Annotated in this window: 17 protein-coding genes and 1 pseudogene; 6 read left to right on the plus strand and 12 right to left on the minus strand. The window is 61.3% G+C overall.

All coding sequences use genetic code 11. The features are described 5' to 3' along the window. The 10 genes and pseudogenes from BMZ46_RS28425 to BMZ46_RS28470 all read right to left on the minus strand — a co-directional run. Nucleotides 1-719 (minus strand): annotated as a pseudogene (locus BMZ46_RS28425) (IS3 family transposase); the annotation flags it as partial. A gap of 103 nt (nt 720-822) precedes the next feature. Then, nucleotides 823-4,416, minus strand: coding sequence for a glycosyltransferase (locus BMZ46_RS28430; protein ID WP_074692271.1), 3,594 nt, complete (start codon nt 4,414-4,416; stop codon nt 823-825). A gap of 117 nt (nt 4,417-4,533) precedes the next feature. Further along, nucleotides 4,534-6,105: a flagellar hook-associated protein 3 gene (locus BMZ46_RS28435; RefSeq protein WP_074692274.1), complete on the minus strand. Its 1,572-nt coding sequence runs from the start codon at nt 6,103-6,105 to the stop codon at nt 4,534-4,536. A 13-nt stretch (nt 6,106-6,118) separates the two neighbouring features. Next, entirely contained in the window at nt 6,119-8,164 is a 2,046-nt protein-coding gene (flgK, locus tag BMZ46_RS28440; protein ID WP_039765533.1) for a flagellar hook-associated protein FlgK, read from the minus strand. A gap of 21 nt (nt 8,165-8,185) precedes the next feature. Further along, nucleotides 8,186-9,478 carry a flagellar assembly peptidoglycan hydrolase FlgJ gene (gene flgJ / locus BMZ46_RS28445; protein ID WP_039765530.1) on the minus strand — a complete coding sequence of 431 codons (1,293 nt, stop codon included), beginning with the start codon at nt 9,476-9,478 and terminating at the stop codon, nt 8,186-8,188. 11 nt (nt 9,479-9,489) lie between these two features. Then, complete coding sequence (locus tag BMZ46_RS28450; protein WP_074692277.1) at nt 9,490-10,578, minus strand: flagellar basal body P-ring protein FlgI; 1,089 nt, start codon at nt 10,576-10,578, stop codon at nt 9,490-9,492. A gap of 27 nt (nt 10,579-10,605) precedes the next feature. Further along, nucleotides 10,606-11,301 (minus strand): flagellar basal body L-ring protein FlgH, encoded by a 696-nt coding sequence (gene flgH / locus BMZ46_RS28455; RefSeq protein WP_039765527.1) that lies wholly within the window; start codon nt 11,299-11,301, stop codon nt 10,606-10,608. A gap of 53 nt (nt 11,302-11,354) precedes the next feature. After that, nucleotides 11,355-12,140 carry a flagellar basal-body rod protein FlgG gene (flgG, locus tag BMZ46_RS28460; RefSeq protein WP_039765524.1) on the minus strand — a complete coding sequence of 262 codons (786 nt, stop codon included), beginning with the start codon at nt 12,138-12,140 and terminating at the stop codon, nt 11,355-11,357. 45 nt (nt 12,141-12,185) lie between these two features. Beyond that, nucleotides 12,186-12,926, minus strand: a complete 741-nt coding sequence (locus BMZ46_RS28465; protein WP_007958343.1) for a flagellar basal body rod protein FlgF — start codon at nt 12,924-12,926, stop codon at nt 12,186-12,188. Nucleotides 12,927-13,285: 359 nt separating this feature from the next. Further along, entirely contained in the window at nt 13,286-14,851 is a 1,566-nt protein-coding gene (locus BMZ46_RS28470; RefSeq protein WP_039765517.1) for a sigma-54-dependent phenylalanine hydroxylase transcriptional regulator PhhR, read from the minus strand. Between the two features lie 280 nt (nt 14,852-15,131). On the opposite strand from BMZ46_RS28470, the gene phhA reads away from it, so the two are divergent. The 6 genes from phhA (at nt 15,132) to BMZ46_RS28500 (ending at nt 19,585) form a co-directional block, all read left to right on the plus strand. Beyond that, a complete protein-coding gene (phhA, locus tag BMZ46_RS28475) occupies nt 15,132-15,923 on the plus strand; it encodes a phenylalanine 4-monooxygenase (RefSeq protein ID WP_011333014.1) in 792 nt (263 codons plus the stop codon). 110 nt (nt 15,924-16,033) lie between these two features. Further along, nucleotides 16,034-16,390 (plus strand): 4a-hydroxytetrahydrobiopterin dehydratase, encoded by a 357-nt coding sequence (locus tag BMZ46_RS28480; protein ID WP_003222798.1) that lies wholly within the window; start codon nt 16,034-16,036, stop codon nt 16,388-16,390. After that, the gene (locus BMZ46_RS28485; RefSeq protein ID WP_074692280.1) at nt 16,390-17,583 is read left to right on the plus strand and encodes an amino acid aminotransferase; all 1,194 of its coding nucleotides are present in this window, start codon (nt 16,390-16,392) and stop codon (nt 17,581-17,583) included. Before BMZ46_RS28480 ends, BMZ46_RS28485 begins: the two co-directional genes overlap by 1 nt. Before the next feature lie 334 nt (nt 17,584-17,917). Then, nucleotides 17,918-18,049: a hypothetical protein gene (locus tag BMZ46_RS29640; protein ID WP_007958347.1), complete on the plus strand. Its 132-nt coding sequence runs from the start codon at nt 17,918-17,920 to the stop codon at nt 18,047-18,049. A gap of 73 nt (nt 18,050-18,122) precedes the next feature. Further along, nucleotides 18,123-18,302 (plus strand): hypothetical protein, encoded by a 180-nt coding sequence (locus BMZ46_RS28495; protein ID WP_011333012.1) that lies wholly within the window; start codon nt 18,123-18,125, stop codon nt 18,300-18,302. A 95-nt stretch (nt 18,303-18,397) separates the two neighbouring features. Next, nucleotides 18,398-19,585: an MFS transporter gene (locus BMZ46_RS28500; RefSeq protein ID WP_170844945.1), complete on the plus strand. Its 1,188-nt coding sequence runs from the start codon at nt 18,398-18,400 to the stop codon at nt 19,583-19,585. On the opposite strand, the gene arfB is transcribed toward BMZ46_RS28500, so the two are convergent. Next, nucleotides 19,582-19,995 carry an alternative ribosome rescue aminoacyl-tRNA hydrolase ArfB gene (gene arfB / locus BMZ46_RS28505; protein ID WP_011333010.1) on the minus strand — a complete coding sequence of 138 codons (414 nt, stop codon included), beginning with the start codon at nt 19,993-19,995 and terminating at the stop codon, nt 19,582-19,584. The genes BMZ46_RS28500 and arfB overlap by 4 nt on opposite strands. A 90-nt stretch (nt 19,996-20,085) precedes the next feature. Beyond that, nucleotides 20,086-21,504 carry an amino acid permease gene (locus BMZ46_RS28510; protein WP_039765508.1) on the minus strand — a complete coding sequence of 473 codons (1,419 nt, stop codon included), beginning with the start codon at nt 21,502-21,504 and terminating at the stop codon, nt 20,086-20,088. Nucleotides 21,505-21,747: the final 243 nt, after the last annotated feature.

Raw genomic sequence — 21,747 nt, forward strand, 5'->3', positions numbered from 1 at the left:
TGGTTTGAGCAGATTGGGATGGCAGCGGAAGTGATGATGACTGTCGGTCGTTTTGTGATAAGCCCGCTTCCTGCGGACCAGTTGGCGGTAATCACGCAAGACCGCCAATAACCGATCGCGGCCGACATGCAGCTCCTGTTTCTCACGCTCCGCGTGCATCAACGAGTGCAATTTGCGGGCGCCAATGCAGGGTTGGCGTACTCGGATTGTCTGCACAAACTGGATGAGTTTCTGATCTTGCTCGATACGAGCCCGATAGACGCGATTACGTTTGTAAAAGGCTTGGCGACTGATCCCCATAAACTGGCAAGCCCTGCTGACACTCAGGGTTTGGGTCTGCGCAACGACTTGCCGGGCCGCTTTTTTACGACAGAAACGCCGTAGTCGTTCTTCAGTACATCCACCACGTCTTCAAAAAACTTGGCTTTCTGATTCGCCAGCGCCAACTGCTCCTCAAGCTCTTTGATTCTCTGCTCGGGAGTTAAGGGCAAAGTGGGCTCGTCCATCGGTCGGTTCCTTTGGGAACGAATGGAGGCGCCTTGGCTCCAGTCTTGCCGACCATGCTTGCGTAACCAAACCAACACCGTCGACCGACCCTGAATTCCGTAGCGCCGTTGAGCCTCTTTATAACTCAACTCGCCTTTTTCGACTTGGTCGACAACCGACAATTTAAAAGTCAGCGTGTAATCGCGTTGACTGCGTTTTGCGCCCGAATCCATTGCACCCTCCTGATAAGAAGCCAGAAGGTGTAAACCTTATTCAGGACGAGACAGAAGACGCAAAAAAGGCGACTCGAAAGTCGCCTTTTTTCAGCAGTGCCGGTCAGTCGGCCAGCCAGCCGTTTTCCCAGTACCGCAGGTTGTCGCCGCGCAGCACGTAGTCGCGCAGTACGACTTCACGCAGCTGATCACCCATGCGGTAACTGGCATCCGGATCAGCCAGGTGCATGCGGATCGCTTGCAGCCACTCCTGCGTGGAGTTGGTCTTGACCCGGGTGCACGGCAGGTAACCCTGATAGGCCTCGGTATCGGTGCAGACCACCGGGTAGCCGCACGCGCCGTACTCCAGCAGGCGCAGATTGCTCTTGCAGTCGTTGAAGATGTGGAACTCCAGCGGTGCCAGGGCCAGGTCGAGGTTGAGGCTGGCCAGTTTCGCCGGATACACATCCAGCGGGATCACGCCATGGAATTCATGCATGTACGGACGCAAGTCATCCGGGCACATGCCGAAGAACACCCAGTCGACCTCGTTTGCCAGTTCACGGACCACATCGGCAATCACCGCCAGATCACCGTGGTGGCTGGTGCCGCCGCCCCAGCCGACCCGCGGCTTTTTCGAGGTGCGACGCTGGCTGCGCAAGTCGGTCCACAAGTGCCGCGACAACATGTTCGGTACGACCCGGATGTCGTGATGCATGTCCGACAGAACGTTGGCCAGCGGTTGGGTAGACACCACCACCCGATCGCACAGACCGATCGCCCGCCGCACCAGCCGCTCCATTTCCTGCTTGTTCGGCATGTTGCGAATGTGCGCGTTGCGATGAGGGACATCGATGACATAGTCATCGAGCTCGTAGATCCGCCGGGCGTTGAAAAAGTTTTTCAGCGGTGGAATTTCATCGATGGCACTTTCCGAATAGCGCCCCTGCAATACGATCACATCGGGAGCCTGCCGCTCGATGTCGATGATCGAAGGCAAACCGTAGCAGATCCGCCCCTCGGCACGGTTGGCCGCCTCCAGTTCGATCATCGGTTGGCTGATGCGATAGTGACCAATGGCGGAAGCGTTGATGGGCACCGCCAGCACATTCGGCAACTGTTTGCGCGAAAACGGACTCCAGCCGGTACGCAGGCCCGGCTCCAGACTGAAGCTGGTCGCACCGACACCCTGCACCGCCAGATTGACGTTGAACGCAGGATCGCGCGCAATCAGTGGCAACCAGCGCTTGTAGAACGTTTCGTGTTCCTGAATCTGCAGTTGCTCTTCTTCTGCCGTGGCCTCGGCCGTCGGCCGCGCGCCCAGGGCCAGCATGGCATAAGGAGTCCAGACCACCAGGTAACCTTCCCGGCCGACGCGCAGACACAGATCCGCCACATTGAGGGCCTGCGCCAGATCCTGTTCGTCGAGCCCGTCGACAGCATCAAAGACAGCCTTGCGAATCATCAGGCAATCACCGCCGACCGCACTCAGGTCATGCACCGCCTGCAAGCGGAACATGTACCCGTCCGCCTGCAGCGACTGACCATAGAAGGGCAATCCCACGGCGCCCTGCATACCCAGAATCAGGCCGGCATGCAGCACACAACCGTCCGGATTGTACAACTTGGCGCCGACGACCCCGACTTCCGGGCGCTGCGCATGATTGAGCAGTTCGTCCAGCCAGTCGGACTGGGTGATCACCGCAAAGGTATTGAGCATCAGCACGTATTCGCCGCGGGCCTGCCCTACCGCAAAGTTGTGCGTGGCGGCTGCATTGCCCTGTTGCGCGAAGCTCAGCACGCGAACCCGGTCGCTGCCCAGTTGCGCCATGCCGTCCAGCCAGGCCAGCGCCTCGGCACTGGTGCTGCCGTTATCGACCAGCAGCAGCTCGTACTCGGTGTAGGCGGTTTTTTCCAGCAGCGTCTCGACGCAACGCTGCAAGGCGGCGGTCTGGTCCCGGGTCACAATGATGACCGACACCAGCGGACGCCGGGCGTGATGATAGTCGACACGATTGAGCAGCTCGCAGCTGCCACGGCGAATGTCGTGGGCCAGACCCAGACGCTGCAGATGCGCTTCGAGCACGCGCGGATTCTGTTCGAGGACGCCCGGGGCCGCCAGCCACTTCGACAGGTCGAAAGGCGACTCCAGCATGACCTCGGCAATGTGGCCGACAACCTGTGTGCCATCGCTCTCGACCAGACGCCACAACACATCGTGCGGCGCGAGCTGAGCGAAGTCAGGTGCAAAACCACCGAGCGCCAGAAAACGCTCACGCTCGAACGCCAGTGCCCGGCCCACATAAGGGTAGCTGCGCATCAGGTCGAGGTTGAAATCCGGCTTGAACGCAGGTTCTGCCGACTCCCCGTCACGCAAGCTGCCCTCGTCGCTGTACAGACATTTCAGTGACGGGGAATGCACGATGCGCTCGGCCATGACCAGCAACGCCGGCGCCACCAGCCGATCACCCGCCTGCAGCAGGTAGAACCAGTCGGCTCCCGCCAGTTGCGGCAGCAGCGCATTGATCTGCTCCATGCCGTCGTCTTGCAAAGGCATGCGGAACACCCGCCCGTCCAGCTCGGTTTCGGTACACGAGGCGGACAGGACAAGGATCAGCTCCGGCGGATAATCCTGAGCGGCGAGCGACGCCAGTGTGCGTTCGACACTGTCACGACTGCCCTGCCCGTCGATGACGATCGGCACGATCCGGGGTTGATGCGACCAGCCGGCCAGGGTTTCCGGCAGCAACGTGCGCTGACCTTCGGTCAGTACCCGGCAGTTGAGCCACTGCGCGTAGAGCTCGGCAAAACTCCAGCTGTCGATGCCGACACTCCACTCCTGACGGCTCTGTTTGGAGCCCAGGGTGCGACTCAGCGGCAGCTCTTCCCAGACCCGCGGAGACTCATCGGCCTTGCTCAGCGGAACATAGCGAACCCATCCCGGCGCCGGCGCGGCTTCGCCGCTGCGCGATTTGAGCATCTGCAGCATCCACTCACGCTCGACCTCGAGCGCGTCTTTCATCGGCTGTTGCGCACTCAGACGTTCCGGGTAGAGCCGCTCGGCGCTGAGCACGTTGTTGGAGACGGCCAGATTGCCGCGCCGCAGCAGGCAGACGTACAGGGCAAAATCCAGCGACGCGACGAAGCAGTGACCTTCCTGAGTCAGCGCCGGCAACAGCTCTTCAACGTCGGCACGCCGGAACAGTGCGTTGGTGAATCCACCGAGGACGTTGACCGGGAATTTCTCGAAGATGCCCAGCAGATCGTCGCCCTTGAACAGACCGCTGTGCGGCGACAACGACGTGTTTTCCAGGCGAGCGGGCAGGATGATGTCCTGCGCATCCCAGAACAGTCGCTGGGCCAGTACCAGCCTGACCTCTTCACGCATCATCTCCTGGGCCTGCTGCCGGATGCAGTCGGCATACAAGTGATCGTCGTCGCACAGGAACTTGATGAACTCGCCCTGCGCCTGACTCAGGCACGCCTTGAGGTTGCCGATCATTCCCAGGGTGCGCGGATTGCGCACGTAGCGCACCTCGACGCCGGACTGCTCGATGACCGACGCGACGATGCGTTCGATCTCGGAACCCCGACTGTCATCGCAGACGATGATTTCCAGAGGGCTGTAAGTCTGGCTGACAGCACTGTTCAATGTCCGCTCGAAGAAGCGCGGATTGAAGGCAGGAATGACGAGGCTGACAAGAGGAAGTGAATTCACGGCGGACTCGCAAGCGGCGGGAACCCGCCCGGAACAGCGAGCCCTTTGAAACCGCAGAAAAAGACAAATGATACAGAGCGAACGGAGCAAGCGGGCGCTTGCGCGCCCGCTCAGGCTTCAGATCTTGTTGAACAGGCCCAACTGAGAGATTTTGCTGAACGCCAGCTGCGAGGCCTGCAGCATGGTCTGCTGCAAGGTCAGGCGGGTCATCACTTCGGCCGGATCCGAATCACGGATCGTGCCCTGGGTGGTGGCGTTCGCCAGTTGCAGGCTCTGGTTGGTGGTGCTCTGGTCATCCAGCGACTGCCCGCGGGCACCGATGGACGTCACCGCACTGCCGATCTGGTTGGCGGCACTGTCGATGTTGCCCAGTGCCGACTCCATTGCCCCCTGGAATTTCTGCTTGGCCACCGGATCACCGTCGATCGGGGTGTTCAGCGCCGCGACCATCTGGCCCAGGGTGTCGAGCACGTTCTGGGTCTGGTGGTTGTTGGACTGGATCGAGAACTGGTCACCGGCCGCGGGCGTGCCACCGAGAGCGAAGGTCACACCGGCCGCCGTCGCGTTGCCGCCAGCCACGGTGCCCGACGAGATCGGCTTGCTGTCAGCGGTGACAGGCGCCGCATACAAGTCGAACGCGGTGGCGCTGGTGAATTTCAAGACTGCACCGCCGCCCGACGGGAAGGCCGCGTTGTAGGCTGCCTGGTTGGTCACGCTGGAACCGGTGATAACCGCAGTGGACGGGTTGCCCGGGCTGCGTGCGGTATTGAAAGTGTCCGGCGTGGCCGACAGCTGGAAGCTGTGGCCGGCAATCACCGCATCCGGGTTGGTATCACCAGCCTTGAGATTGATGTTCAGCTTCAGATCGACACCGCGGAAGCTGACCGTCTGGTTGGCGCCGTTGCTGTTGCTGATCAGACCGTTCTGGCTGGCTTCGGCCGTCACATCGTTGCCCAAGGCATCGGTAATCTTCAGCTGAGTGCTGCTGATGAAGTCCACGGTGTACGGCTGGCCGGCCGTGAACTTGGAGTTGTACGTCGCCGCGTTGCCAACGACACCGTTGGTCAGCACAACGCGACCGTCATCAACGGCCGGAGCCGTCATGTTGGTCTGGGTGCGCGCAGTATTGATGGTCTGCTGGAAAGCATCCCAACCGGTGGTGTTAGTGGCCACCGACAAACCATCGCCAATGCCCAGGTTGATCTGGGTCTGGTCACCGTTGTAGGTGTAGGTGCCATCGGCGTTCTGCGAGTACGGCGCGGTATCGGTCTTCGAGCCGGAGAACAGGTAGTTGCCGTTGGCGTCCTTGGAGTTCATCAGGCCCAGCACTTGTTGCTGGATCTGGCTCAGTTCGGCGGCGTAAGCCTGGCGGTCCTTGTCGGTGGCGATGCCGTTATTGGCTGCCAGCCCGATTTCCTTGGCGCGCTGCAAAGCGTCGGTGATGGCCGTCAGCGTAGATTCCTGAACAGTCAGCGAGCTCTTGGTGGTGTCGATGTTGCCTTTGTACTGATCGAGCATCGCGGCCTGCTGACCCAGGCGCAGCAAACGACCAGCCCCGATCGGATCGTCGGCGGCGGTGTTGATGCGCTGCAGGCTGCTGGCTTCGTTGGCGGTCGCGACCGTCTTGCTGTAGTTGCGCTGATATTGGGCAGCTTGTGTCGCGTAATACTGGGCGGTGGAAATGCGCATGAATTACGGCTCCTTAAAGGCTGTTGATCAGCGTGGCGAAAGTTTCCTGCGCAGCCTTGATGATCTGCGAAGACGCTGTGTAGTACTGCTGATACTTGACCAGGTTGCCGGTCTCTTCATCCAGGTTGACCTGGGACAGCGAGTCCCGCGCACCCTGGGCCTGATCCAGGATCACCGTGGTGGCCGCACCGTCGGACTTGCTCTGGGCGGCCTGGGTACCGACGTTGGTCACCAGTTTGTTGTAGGCGTCGGTCAGGCTGATGCCCTTGCTCGCCGTGCCGGTGTCGACGGTCTGCTTGGTCTGCAGACCGACCAGTGCCTGGGCGTTGCGGTTGTCCGAAGAGGCTGCGCCGGTCAGGTTGATGGTGAAGGTTTCGCCGGACTTCGGCGTCGCGCCCACGGTGGTCTGCACGGTGAAGGTCTTTTGCACGTTCGGGATGACGGTGGTGTCCATCACCGGAGCCCCGGTGGAGTCGACCATGCCGATCTTCAGGTTCAGGGTGTTCGCCTGACCGGGAACGATGACGCCGGAACCGATCGTGGCACCCTTGGCATCAACCATGTTGTAAGTCTGGCTGCCGCTGGTGGTGGCACCGAATACCAGCTTGACCGGAGTCGAATACTTGAGCGCGTTCTGCAGCTCCGCCTGGGACGCCGGGTTGTAGATATCGACGACGTCTGTCAGCGTCGGCTGGGTGTAGGTGCCTGAGTTGTTGGCACTGGCCACGCCGGTCAACGGTGCGGCTGCCGCGATTTTCTTCGGATCGGTGAGCACGGTCTGGATGCTGGCCGCCGCGTTGCGCGTCGGGGTGACCTTGAACGTGTCGCCGGCACTCAGGGCACCACCGTTAAGGGCCAGGGTAAAGCCGTCGATTACCGGAGGCGGCGTGGTCGTGGTGCTGAACGAACCCATGTCGGTGCCGTCGGAGCGCTTGACCGTGTAGTTGGTCGCGCTGGTGAAGGTGACCTGGTAGTCGCTGGTGGTCAGCTTGCCGGTGTCCTTGATGGTGACATCAAGGTTGCCCGAACCTGCGCTATTGCCGGACTGGGCAATACTGCGCTGGCTGATCAGGGCGGCACTGTTGATGTTGTTGAAAATCGCTGCGCCGAAGTCACCGTTCTTGTCGATGCCCTGGGCTTGCTGGCGGTTGATCTGGTCGGCAACGACCAGTGCCACACGGCCCAGCTCGTTGAGTGCAGGATCGAGCACTTCCTTGCGATAAGTCAGCAGACCACCGATTTCACCGCCGGTCATCGCCGAGGTGATGTCGATGGTGCTCGAACCACGATCCATCTGGATGCCCATGCGCGATGGGTCACCCTTGAGCGGCACGGTGCTCAGGGTATTGGTGGTATTGCCGATGACCAACGGCTGGCCGCTGCCGATGTAGATGTCGAAGCTGGTGCCACGCTCAACGACTTGCGCGCCGGTCAGCTCGGAGAGCTGACGCACGGCTTCGTTACGGCTGTCGAGCAGATCGTTCGGCTGGCCGCCGCTGGTGGAGATCTCGCCGATCTTCTGGTTCAGCGTGGCAATCGAGGTTGCCAGCTTGTTCACCTGGGACGCCATGTCGGACAGGTTGCCATTGAGCGTGGCGTTCTGATCGTTCATCTGCTTGGCCAGTGCATTGAAGCGACTGGTCAGGGCCTGCGCGCCGGTCAGTACCGACTGACGGGAAGTGTCGTCGGTGGCCGAGGTCGATACGCCTTGCATCGAGGTGAAGAATTTCTGCAGCACGCCGGTCAGGCCGGTGTTGGTGTCGGACAGCGAGCCGTCCAGTGCGGTCGCCTGCGCACCGAAAGCGGCGGCTTCGCTATTGAGCGACGTGGCGGTACGCAGCTGAGATTCGAGGTAGGAGTTGTACACCCGGCGCACGTCGGCCAGGGTCGTACCGGTACCGATGAACACGTTACCGTATTGAATCGAGGACTTGGTGCCCTGCACGGTTTGCTGGCGTGAATAACCGGCGGTGTCGACGTTGGCAATGTTGTTACCCGTCACAGCCAGAGAGGATGAACTCGCGGCCAACCCCGACATCCCGATATTGAGCAAACTCATGATTCAAACCTTACCTTGTGTTTATAAGGGCGTTGTTGAAACGCCGGCCGCAGCGTAGTTCTGATTGACCGTCATCTGCCTGGCAATCTGCGAAATCTTCGTCGCGTAGTTCGGGTCGGTCGCGTAACCGGCCTTTTGCAATTCGCGTACAAACTGTTCTGGGTTATCGGCCGACTTCAGCACATCTTGATAGCGATTATTGCTCTGCAGCAAAGTCACCAGATCGTGGAAGCTGTCCTTGTACGAGGCATAGGAACGGAACTCGGCCGTCTCCTTGACCATCTGCCCGTTGCGGAACTCGCTGGTGATCGCCCGGGCCGAATCGCCCTTCCAGTTGCTGCTCGCCTTGATGCCGAACAGGTTGTGACTGCTGCTGCCGTCCTGGGCGCGCATGACCGATTTGCCCCAGCCGGTTTCCAGCGCAGCCTGAGCCACCAGATAACGCGGATCGACGCCGATGCGTGCCGCAGCTTCCTGCGCCATCGGCAGCATGGTGTTGACGAATTCGTCGGCGTTGCCGAACGCTTTCTTCGCCGGTGCCAGCGGGATCTGCGCCATGGCGCGGCCGTAAATCTGCATCTGCCCGCCCGAGGCTTTATCGGCCTCGGCGCGCTCCAGCCAGTCGCCATTGTACAGCGGGCCGGAACCGGTGACAGCGGCGGTCGTGGCGCGTTGCGGCAGTTGAGTGGTCGCCGCCGGCGTGGCCGACGGCACCAGACCGGCGAGCAAGCGATCCGCCAGTTTCGGCGGCAGTGCCAGACGACGCTGGTTGATCATTTCCATGTCATTGCGATGGGTCAGTTCGGTGCTCGGCGCATGCACCGAACGCGACGCCCACAGCGGACGCTCGCCATTGAGTCGCGACAACGGGCCATTCGTAGCCACGGTGCCGGCAGCAATCGGCGTGGCCACGGCAGCGGCCTTGGCTTTGGCTTCTTCCTGCTTGGCGGCGGACGCGGCCGCAGCCTCGCCCGGCGCCATCGGTTTGTTCTTCGACATCTGGCGCATCAGCACGTCGGCCAGGCCGATACCCCCGCCCTCGCGGGACATGGAGACCGCCAGTTGCTGGTCGTACATTTCCTGATACTGCTTGGCTGCCGGCGTGTTGAGCGGGTTGTCCTGGCCCAGCGCTTCGGTGGCCGAGCGCATCGACTTGAGCATTTCACCGAGGAACAGCGATTCGAATTCCTGCGCAACCTTGCGCATGTTCGCGTCGCTGTTCTTGTCGCCGACCTTGAGCTGGTTCAGACGATTGAGGTCGGAGTACGAACCCGAATCGCTGCTGCTGACCAGACCGCTTTTGCGCATATCCATGATCGGCGTCCTCAGATCACGATCAGGTCGGCTTGCAACGCGCCGGCCTGCTTCAGTGCTTCAAGGATGGCCATCAGGTCACCCGGCGCTGCGCCGACCTGGTTCACCGCACGGACGATCTCGTCGAGGGTGGTACCCGGGCCGAACTTGAACATCGGCTTGGCTTCCTGTTCGGCATTCACCCGCGAGCGCGGCACGACGGCGGTCTGGCCGTTGGACAGCGGGCCCGGCTGGCTGACGATCGGGTCTTCAGTGATGGTCACGGTCAGGCTGCCGTGGGTCACGGCGGCCGGCGACACCTTCACGTTCTGGCCGATGACGATGGTGCCGGTACGCGAGTTGATGATGACTTTCGCCACCGCCTGACCCGGATCGACTTCGAGGTTTTCCAGGATCGACAGATAGTCGACGCGCTGGCTCGGATCGAGCGGCGCGGTCACACGGATCGAACCGCCGTCGATGGCCTGGGCCACGCCTGGGCCGAGCATGTCGTTGATCTTGTCGACGATGCGCTTGGCGGTGGTGAAGTCGGAACGGTTGAGGTTCAGCGTCAGGCTGTTGCCCTGGTTGAAACCGCTCGGCACCGAACGCTCGACCGACGCACCGCCAGGGATGCGACCGGCCGACGGAACGTTGACGGTGATCTTCGAACCGTCACGACCTTCAGCATCGAAACCACCGACCACCAGGTTGCCCTGAGCGATGGCGTAGACGTTGCCGTCGATACCCTTGAGCGGGGTCAGCAACAGCGTGCCGCCGCGCAGGCTCTTGGAGTTACCGATGGACGACACGGTGATGTCGACCTGTTGACCCGGTTTGGCGAACGCCGGCAGATCGGCACTCACCGATACCGCCGCAACGTTTTTCAGCTGCACGTTGCCCGATCCCGGCGGCACCTTGATGCCGAACTGCGAGAGCATGTTGTTGAAGGTCTGCAGGGTGAACGGGGTTTGCGTGGTCTGGTCGCCGGTGCCATTGAGGCCGACCACCAGGCCGTAGCCGATCAACTGGTTGGAACGCACGCCGGAAATACTGGCGATGTCCTTCAACCGTTCGGCTTGTGCATTGAAGGCCGCCGACAACAAAAACGCGGCCATCATGAGGCTTCTGAAATTCAACGTAGCCACCTAGAAAGGGAACAGCGGGCTGAGGAAGAAACGGTCGAACCAGCCTGGCTGACTCGCATCGGCGAACGAACCGGTGCCCGAGTAGGTGATGCGCGCATCGGCGACCCGAGTCGAGGACACGGTGTTGTCGGTGGCGATGTCATCGGCCCGCACGAGACCGGCGATCCGCACCAGCTCGTCGCCGGTGTTGAGGGTCATCCACTTCTCGCCACGCACGGCGATGATGCCGTTGGGCAGCACGTCGGCGACGGTCACGGTGATCGAGCCGGTCAGGGTGTTGCCCTGGGCGGCCTTGCTGTCACCTTTGGTCGCGCGATCGCCTTCATAGCTGGCGCTCAGGCTCAGATCATTGCCGCCGATCGGGTTGTTGGTGGTTGCACTGCTGCCGAACAGCGATGTCAGGCCGATGCCGGTCTTGCTGTTCTTGGCCACCTGAGAGTTGGCGTTCTTGCTGGCCTGGGTTCTCTCGTTCAGGGTGATGGTGATGATGTCACCGACCCGGAACGCCTTGCGGTCGCTGTACAGGTTCTGCTCGAAACCGGCCTGATAGATCGAGCCGTTGTTGGCGGCCGACGGCAACGGTGTGCGCGGCAACACCGGGGCGTAGTAAGGATCATTGGGCTTGGGCGTCGGAGCGACGCAGCCCGCGAGCGAGACGACCCCGCTCAATGCCACAACAGATACAAAGCGCTTCATGACCCTTACCTCACGGTGTTGCAGGCAGCCTCATGGCCGCCTCATAGACTTGATTACAGATTCTGCGTTACGAACGAGAGCATCTGGTCGGCGGTGGAGATCACCTTGGAGTTCATCTCGTACGCGCGCTGAGTAGTGATCATGTTGACCATCTCTTCCACGGTGCTGACGTTGGAGGTTTCCAGGGTGTTCTGCAGGGTGGTACCGAAACCGTTCAGGCCCGGCGTACCGACTTGCGGCGCACCGGAGGCGGCGGTTTCCAGGAACAGGTTGTTGCCCACCGCTTGCAGACCGGCCGGGTTGATGAAGTCGGCGGTTTGCAGGTTGCCGATCACTTGCGATGCGGCGTTGCCGGCGGTGGTGATCGACACGGTGCCGTCACGGCCCACAGTGAAGGTCTGGGCGTTGTTCGGGATGACGATGGCCGGTTCCAGGGCGAAACCGCTGGCGTTGACGATCTGGCCGTTGGAGTCGAGGTGGAAAGTACCGTCACGGGTGTAGGACGTGGTGCCGTCCGGCTGCAGGATCTGGAAGAAACCGCGACCGTCGATGGCCATGTCCAGCGGCTGCTCGGTGGTTTGCAGGCTGCCGGCGGTGAAGTTTTTCTGGGTGCCGACGATGCGCACACCGGTACCCACTTGCAGACCCGACGGCAGTTCGCTGTCCTGGGTCGACTGAGCGCCTGGCTGACGCTTGATCTGGTACAGCAGGTCCTGGAACTCGGCGCGGTCACGTTTGAAACCCGTGGTCGACACGTTCGCCAGGTTGTTGGAAATGGTGGTCAGGTTGGTGTCCTGGGCGGACAGACCGGTTTTGGCAACCCATAGAGCCGGAAGCATTCGATTCTCCTCGTGCGCCTGTTTTACGGCGCGACGTTCTGATAATTAGCTGATCTGCAAGACCCGAGCCATGGCCTGGTCGTCGTCTTTGGCGGTGTTCATCATCTTGACGTGCAATTCGAATTGCTTGGCCAGGGCCAGCACCGACGTCATTTCTTCCACGGCATTGACGTTGCTCGATTCCAGGAAACCCGACACCAGTTTGACGTTGGCATCGGCCGGCGCAGGCTGGCCGTCCTTGGTGTAAATCGAACCGTCCAGGCCCTTGTTCATGTTCTTGATGTCCGGATTGACCAGCTTGATGCGGTCGACTTCGGCCATGACGCGCGGGCCCTCGCCCATCGCTCGAATACTGATGGTGCCGTCTTCGCCGACTTCCACCTGCTGCTCCGGCGGCACCGCGATCGGCCCGCCATTGCCCATGACCGGCATGCCGTTGCCGGCACGCAACACGCCGAGGGCATCGATGTTGAGGCTGCCGGTGCGCACGTAGCTTTCACCGCCATTTGGGTTCTGCACGGCGATCCAGCCGTTACCCGACACGGCGACGTCGAGGTCACGACCGGTCTGCACCAGCGAGCCCGGCGTGAAGTCGGTGGCGGGCCGTTCGCTCATGGCAAACGCACGCGCCGGAAAGCTGTCACCGAACACCGGCATCGAACGCGCCTGCTCCAGGTCGCGCTGAAAACCGTTGGTGGAGATGTTCGCCAGGTTGTTGGCATGAGCCTTTTGCGCCAGTGCGTTCTGGCTGGCGCCGGTCATTGCCACATAAAGGTACTTGTCCACACTCTTTCCTCTGCATGCCGGACGTTTGCCGCCCACCGCTGTACTGCTGAGCCATAAGCAATTTGCAGACCAACTTTTTTCTGGCGGCCCACGACCCGGTAAACAAAGGACTTGATGGATTTTGCGGGGAGGAGGGAAATGTATCGAAGACGAAAAACCGGCGGTGTCATGCCGCTTGGCGGCAAACACCTGACCCTGATTGCTGATTGCTGATCGCGGATCGCGGATCGTTCCCACGTCGAGGCGTCGAACCGTCCGCGTGGGAACGCAGCCCGGGACGCTCCGCGTCCCAAAGCGGACGCAGAGCGTCCATTGAGGCATTCCCACGCAGAGCGTGGGAACGATCAGCGTGGGGCTGATTAGGCGCTGCCTGACTCCTTGCCGACTTCATACTCACGCAGCTTGTTGGCAATCGTAGTGTGCGAAACCCCGAGCCGCTTACCCAGTTGCCGGCTGCTCGGATGCTCGGAATACAAGCGCTCCAGCACCGCCTTCTCGAAGCGCCCGACAATCTCGTCGAGCCCGCCTTCGAGGGAGAAATCGCCAAGCGGCTGACGCACACCGTAATCCGGCAGGCGAATGTGCTCGGCCTTGACCGTGCCACCGTCGCACAGCGAAACCGCCTGGAACAGCACGTTCTCCAGTTGCCGCACATTGCCCGGCCAATGGTAGTGACTGAGCCGATCCATCGCCGCCGGTGCCAGTTTCGGCAGCGGGCAGCCGATCTGTCGACTGGCCTGATCGAGGAAGTGCTCCACCAGCGGCGTCAAACCGTCGAGGCATTCGCGCAGTGGCGGGATGTGCAGCGAAAGCACGTTCAAGCGGTGATACAGATCCTGGCGAAATTCGCCGCGCGCGCACAGCTCCGACAAATCCACCTGGGTTGCGCAGATCACCCGCACATCCAGGTAAACCTCTTCATCACTGCCCACACGGCGGAAGCAGCCGTCCTGCAGGAAGCGCAGCAGTTTCACCTGCAAGCGCGGGCTCATTTCGCCGACACCATCGAGGAACAGCGTGCCGCCCGCCGTCAGCTCCAGCAGCCCGAGCTTGCCTTCGGCCCGAGCGCCTTCAAAGGCACCGGGGCCGTAGCCGAACAGTTCGGTCTCGGCCATCGACTCCGGCAGCCCCGCGCAGTTGAGCGCCATCAGCGGCGACTGACCACGCGGGCTCGCCAGGTGGCAGGCCCGCGCCAGCAATTCCTTGCCGGTGCCGGTTTCGCCCTCAATCAACAACGGCGCATCCAGCGGCGCCATGCGCCGGGCCTCGCGCACCACCGCTGCCATCACTTTCGAGCTCTGGAAGATGCTGTCGAAACCGCGCAACTCCTGTTTGCGCACGTTGTAGATCCGCTCGCCGACGCGGTCCGCGCGGTGCAAGGTGAGCACAGCACCGGCCATGGCTTCGCTGTCGTCGTGTTCAGATTGCAGCGGCGCGATGTCGGCCAGAAAGATGTCGCCCTTGACCTTGACCCGCATGCCGTTGATTCGCGATTTGTTGGCGCGCACCAGTTCCGGCAGATCGAAATCCTCGGCGTAACGCGACAACGGAATCCCCGGCACCTCGTCCACCCGCACCCCGAGCAACTGCGCCGCCGCACGGTTGGCGGCAACGATGGAGCCGCCCATGTCGATCGACAGCACCGGAAACTCCAGCGCGCCGAGCAACGCATTCAACTCCATGTGCCGCCGCTCGCTGGGCATCAACCCTACCCGCTTGACGCCAAACACCCCGGCAATCGCCTCGAACTTGGGTCGCAACGCCTGGAACTGAATGTTGATCAGGTTCGGGCAATGCAGGTAGATCGCGTTGCCATGCTCACCGCCCACCTCGCCACGGGCGACGTTGATCCCGTACTCCACCAGCAGATTGAGAATGTCGCGCAGGATGCCGATGCGGTTCTGGCAGTGGACTTTGATACGCATATAAAGGCCCGAAACAGGTGAAGAGGCGGTCTGACGCCGGAATTTTCTGCGCAGTGCGCAAGATAGTCGTCAAGATTATGTGACAGCCATTGGCCTTTTCAAACCCGACAGTCACCGCAAACACGACTTATCGCACGAAGCGTAACGAAAATTTTACGAATTAAAGAGAGTTTTCCTACTCGACCAGTCTTCAACCTGCTGCAACAACGAGCATTCCGGGGTATTTCTCAGTCCATCGCAGGACATAACAAGAACGAAATTCCCCTCGCAGGAGAGCAGTATGAAGCAGACGCAATACGTGGCCCGCGAGCCCGATGCGCAAGGTTTTATCGACTACCCCGCCGAAGAACACGCGGTGTGGAACACGCTGATCACCCGCCAGTTGAAAGTGATCGAGGGTCGCGCGTGCCAGGAATACCTGGACGGTATCGAAAAACTCGGTCTGCCCCACGACCGCATTCCTCAACTGGGCGAGATCAACAAGGTGCTCGGCGAGACCACCGGTTGGCAGGTTGCCCGCGTCCCGGCGCTGATCCCTTTCCAGACCTTTTTCGAATTGCTCGCCAGCAAGCAGTTTCCGGTGGCCACGTTCATCCGCACCCGTGAAGAACTGGACTACCTGCAGGAGCCGGACATTTTCCACGAGATCTTTGGCCACTGCCCGCTGCTGACCAATCCGTGGTTCGCCGAATTCACCCACACCTACGGCAAGCTCGGCCTGCAGGCGACCAAGGAAGAACGCGTTTACCTGGCGCGCCTGTACTGGATGACCATCGAGTTCGGCCTGGTCGACACCCCGCAAGGCAAACGCATCTACGGCGGCGGCATCCTGTCCTCGCCAAAAGAAACTGTTTATTCGCTGTCGGACGAGCCCGAGCATCAGGCCTTCGATCCGCTGGAAGCCATGCGCACGCCGTATCGCATCGACATCCTGCAACCGCTGTACTTTGTCCTGCCGAACCTCAAGCGCCTGTTCGACCTGGCCCACGAAGACATCATGGCCATGGTCAAGCAAGGCATGCAGCTGGGTCTGCACGCACCGAAGTTTCCGCCAAAACCGAAAGCCGCGTGACCCGCGACTTTTGCTTACAAGTGAGTCTGTCAGTCGTCGCCACTTTGGTTTAGCGTGGCGACTTTGACGGCCAATATAAAAAAACACCTTCAGATTTCAGGAAGTCCACCATGTCCACTTTGAACCAAGCCCATTGCGAAGCCTGCCGTGCCGATGCCCCACAAGTCAGCGATGAAGAACTGCCGATCCTGATCAAGCAGATCCCTGACTGGAACATCGAAGTACGCGACAGCATCATGCAGCTGGAAAAAGTCTTCCTGTTCAAGAATTTCAAGCACGCGCTGGCGTTCACCAACGCCGTCGGCGAGATCTCCGAGGCCGAAGGTCACCACCCGGGCCTGCTCACCGAGTGGGGCAAAGTCACCGTGACCTGGTGGAGCCACTCGATCAAGGGCCTGCACCGCAACGACTTCATCATGGCCGCGCGCACTGACGAAGTGGCCAAGACTGCAGAAGGACGCAAGTAATGCACTTCGACGCCATCGGCCGGGTGCCCGGCGACCCGATCCTCGGTCTGATGGAGGCCTACGCGCAGGACTCCAACCCGCGCAAGTTCGACCTCGGCGTCGGCGTCTACAAGGATGCCCAGGGCCTGACGCCGATCCCCGAGGCGGTGAAAATCGCCGAGGCGCGGCTGGTCGAGAGCCAGGACACCAAGACCTACATCGGTGGCCACGGCAATCCGCTGTTCGGCAAGGTCATCAATGAGCTGGTGCTTGGCGTCGATTCGAAGCTGATCGCCGAGCAACGTGCCGGCGCCACTCAGACGCCGGGCGGCACTGGCGCCCTGCGTCTGGCGGCGGACTTCATCGCCCAATGCCTGCCGGGCAAAGGCGTATGGCTGAGCAACCCGACCTGGCCGATCCACGAAACGATTTTCGCGGCCGCCGGGGTCAAGATCAGCCATTACCCGTACGTCGGCAGCGACAACCGCCTCGACGTCGATGCGATGCTCGCCGTGCTCAACGAAGTGCCGAAAGGTGATGTGGTGCTGCTGCATGCGTGCTGCCACAACCCGACCGGTTTCGACCTGAGCCACGACGACTGGCAGCGAGTGCTGGAGGTGGTACGCCGCCGTGACCTGCTGCCGCTGATCGACTTTGCCTACCAGGGCTTTGGCGACGGTCTGGAGCAGGATGCATGGTCAACCCGGCTGTTCGCCGCCGAGTTGCCCGAGCTGCTGATCACCAGTTCCTGCTCGAAGAATTTCGGCCTGTACCGCGACCGCACCGGTGCGCTGATCGTCTGCGCGAAAAGCGCTGACAAGCTCATCGACATCCGCAGCCAGTTGGCGCACATTGCCCGCAACCTGTGGTCGACGCCACCGGATCACGGCGCGGCCGTGGTCGCTACGATCCTCGCCGACCCGGAGCTGAAACGCCGCTGGGCCGACGAAGTGGAAGCCATGCGTCTGCGCATCGCCCAGTTGCGCAGCGGTCTGGTGGAAGCGCTGGAACCGCACGGTCTGCGCGAGCGTTTTGCACACATCGGCGTGCAACGCGGGATGTTCTCCTACACCGGTCTGTCGCCGGAACAGGTGAAGAACCTGCGCGAGCATCACAGTGTGTACATGGTCAGCTCGGGCCGGGCCAACGTTGCCGGGATTGATGCGACGCGCCTCGACCTGCTGGCCGAAGCGATCGCCAACGTCTGCAAATAACTCCCCCTGGTCTTGATCGTTCCCACGCTCCGCGTGGGAATGCCTCAATGGACGCTCCGCGTCCGCTTCGGCAGGGACGCAGAGCGTCCCGGGCTGCATTCCCACGCGGACGGTTCGACGCCTCGACGTGGGAACGATCAGGCGCACTCATCGCGAGCAGGCTCGCCCCTGCATTTGCCCTGCGTCACCCTGTCGCACTTGTCTAGACAATCCCGCCCGTCGAACCAAATGGATTTAAAAGTCTGATTGTCATTTTTCTTGCTGTATCCTGCGCAGGCTTTCTGAAAGCGCGGATCTACCAGATCTATCAACAGACTTAGCGAGGAGCGCAACCATGCACGAGATTCCGAATCTCCCCTTCCCAAGCCTGCACGAAACTGAGCAGACGACCACGCAACAAGCCGGTGCCCAACAGCCCGAGCCGAAAGAAGCCGCCGAGAGCCGTCCGGCCGACAGCGAAGAGTAAGCAACACCCGCCGTACAGACCGTGTGGAAAGCGCTAACATGCGCTTTCCACACTGCCTGAAACCTGAGTTGCCATGTCCAAAGAATTCGATGAACAACAGGCCGAGACCCTGATCGGTGCCACCGAAAAGATGATCGAGATCTGGAGCCGTCTCTCGCCCGAGAAACAGGCCGCCCTGCTCGCCCGTTTCGGCAGCGAAGAAAACGCGCTGGCCGCCCTGGTCACCACGCAATTGGTCGCCCCGGCCAAATAGTTTTACTTTTCCCCGCCCTGGACGCGTCCGCATCGGTATCATGAGCAGCCTATCTATTCTGCTCTTCCCGTGGATCGTAATTCATGTCGTCCTCTATGCCAGAACCCCAGCGCCCCCTGGCGGTCACGCTGCAAGTCGTTTCCATCGTCCTGTTCACCTTCATCGGCTACCTGAACATCGGCATTCCGCTGGCGGTGTTGCCCGGCTATGTACACAGCGACCTGGGCTTCGGCGCGGTCATCGCCGGGCTGGTGATCAGCGTGCAATACCTCGCCACCCTGCTCAGCCGCCCGTATGCCGGCAAGATCATCGACAACCAGGGCAGCAAACGTGCGGTGATGATCGGTCTGGCCGGGTGTGGCTTGAGCGGCGTGTTCATGCTGATTTCGGCGTGGACGCCCAACCTGCCGCTGCTGAGCCTGATCAGCCTGTTCGTTGGCCGTCTGGTGCTGGGCAGCGCGGAAAGTCTGGTCGGCTCGGGATCGATCGGCTGGGGCATCGGCCGGGTCGGCGCCGCCAACACCGCCAAGGTCATCTCGTGGAACGGCATCGCCAGTTACGGCGCGCTGGCCGTCGGTGCGCCGCTCGGGGTATGGCTGGTCAGCCGTTTCGGTCTGTGGAGCATGGGTGTGAGCATTCTGCTGCTGGCCACGCTGGGGCTGCTGCTGGCCTGGCCGAAAACCGCCGCGCCGATCGTGGCTGGCGAGCGTCTTCCGTTCATGCACGTACTCGGTCGCGTCTTCCCGCACGGCTGCGGACTGGCCTTGGGCTCGATCGGTTTCGGCACCATCGCCACCTTCATCACTCTGTATTACGCCACGCAGCACTGGGATAACGCGGTGCTGTGCCTGAGCCTGTTCGGCGCCAGCTTCATCGGCGCGCGACTGCTGTTCGGCAACCTGATCAACCGTCTCGGCGGCTTCCGCGTGGCGATTGCCTGCCTGTCGGTGGAAACCCTGGGCCTGCTGTTGCTGTGGCTGGCACCGGACGCGCACTGGGCATTGGCCGGTGCGGCATTGAGCGGTTTCGGTTTCTCGCTGGTGTTCCCGGCGTTGGGCGTGGAAGCCGTGAACCTGGTGCCGGCCTCCAGCCGTGGCGCGGCGGTCGGGGCATATTCTTTGTTCATCGACTTGTCGCTGGGCATCACCGGGCCGCTGGCAGGGGCGATTGCAGCGGGCTTCGGATTTGCCTCGATCTTCCTGTTCGCCGCCCTCGCCTCTTTGAGCGGCCTGGCACTGAGCGTCTATCTCTACCGCCACACGGCGAAGTACCGCGAAGACTAGAAATCCACCTTGCCGCGCCCGGCCTTGATGCTGCCGCGCTTGGTCTTCGATTCGAGCCGACGCTTCTTGGAACCCAGCGTCGGCTTGGTCGGCCGGCGCTTCTTCTCAACCTTGGTGGCGCTGAGGATCAGCTCGGTCAGACGCTCCAGTGCATCGGCGCGGTTCTGTTCCTGCGTGCGGTACTGCTGGGCCTTGATGATCAGCACGCCGTCGCCGGTGATGCGACTGTCGCGCAGCGCCAGCAGCCGCTCCTTGTAGAACTCGGGCAAGGACGAGGCCGGAATGTCGAAGCGCAGGTGCACGGCGCTGGAGACCTTGTTGACGTTCTGCCCACCGGCGCCCTGGGCGCGGATGTACGTCAGTTCGATCTCGGCATCCGGCAGATGCACGTTGTTTGAAATCACCAGCATGGAAAAACGTCCGTAATCAGAACCCGCAGGATACCGCGAAAGCACAAAAAACCCGGCACTTGGCCGGGTTTGTTGTTTTTGCAACGACGCTTACTTGGCTGCGCTCGCTGCGTGCAGTGCCTGTTGCGCACCACGCTTGTTCTTGATCACGTAGCAGACCCACATGAACACGACCCACACCGGAATCGCGTACACCGAGATCTGAATGCCCGGGATCAGCAGCATCACGCCGAGGATGAACAGGACGAACGCCAGGCAGATGTAGTTGCCGTACGGGTACCACAGCGCCTTGAACAGCGGCTTCTGGTGGGTCTTGTTCATGTGCTGGCGGAACTTGAAGTGCGAGAAGCTGATCATCGCCCAGTTGATCACCAGCGTCGCAACCACCAGCGACATCAGCAGTTCCAGCGCATGTTGCGGGATCAGGTAGTTGAGCAGCACGGCCACCAGAGTCACAGCCGCCGACGCGAGGATCGAACGTACCGGTACGCCGCGCTTGTCGATCTTCGCCAGCGCTTTCGGCGCGTCGCCCTGCTCGGCCATGCCCAGCAGCATGCGGCTGTTGCAATAGGTGCCGCTGTTGTACACCGACAATGCCGCGGTCAGAACCACGAAGTTGAGGATGTGCGCAGCGGTGTTGCTGCCAAGCATCGAGAACACCTGCACGAACGGGCTGCCGCTGTAGGAATCGCCCGAAGCGTTGAGGGTTTCCAGCAGGCTGTCCCATGGGGTCAGCGACAGCAGGATCACCAGTGCGCCGATGTAGAAAATCAGGATCCGGTAGATCACCTGGTTGATCGCTTTCGGGATCACGGTTTTCGGCTTGTCGGCTTCGGCTGCGGTGAAACCGAGCATTTCCAGACCGCCGAAGGAAAACATGATGATCGCCATGGCCATCACCAGGCCGCTGACGCCGTTCGGGAAGAAACCACCGTGGGACCACAGGTTGCTCACGGCCGCCTGCTCACCGCCATGGCCGCTGACCAGCAGGTAGCTGCCCAGGGCGATCATGCCGACGATCGCCACGACCTTGATGATCGCGAACCAGAATTCGGCTTCACCGAAGACTTTGACGTTGGCCAGGTTGATCGCGTTGATCAGCACAAAGAACGCCGCGGCAGTGACCCAGCTCGGGATCTCCGGCGCCCAGTAGTGGATGTATTTGCCGACCGCGGTCAGCTCCGACATGCCCACCAGGATGTACAGAATCCAGCAGTTCCAGCCCGACAGGAAGCCGGCGAAACCGCCCCAGTATTTGTGCGCAAAGTGGCTGAAGGAGCCGGCCACCGGCTCTTCGACGATCATTTCGCCGAGCTGGCGCATGATCATGAAGGCGATGAAGCCGCAGATGGCATAGCCGAGGATCATCGACGGACCGGCGGATTTCAGCACCCCGGCCGAGCCGAGGAACAGTCCGGTACCGATCGCGCCACCGAGGGCGATCAGTTGAATATGGCGATTTTTCAGGCCGCGTTTCAGCTCGCCTGATTGCGAGTTTTGTCCACTCATGAAAAAGGTCTCACGCAAGGTTTGATGATGTTCAGTAGACGTTGCTGCAAGGTTGCGATTTCAGCCAACCTTGATCAAACCCCAGCGCAGGCACCAGGAATTCAGCTTTTTTACAACGGTCATGCGTCACCTGTTTGTTTTTATCTGTGACGAAATCGAACCCGACACGCTTGTGACGCGGCGGAGTGAACAAGGCGGATAAACCTTGAGGTTTGCGCGATTACGCAGAGGGTCACAGTTAAA

The sequence above is a fragment of the Pseudomonas sp. NFIX49 genome, from assembly GCF_900115915.1.
GTDB classification, from domain to species: domain Bacteria; phylum Pseudomonadota; class Gammaproteobacteria; order Pseudomonadales; family Pseudomonadaceae; genus Aquipseudomonas; species Aquipseudomonas pharyngis.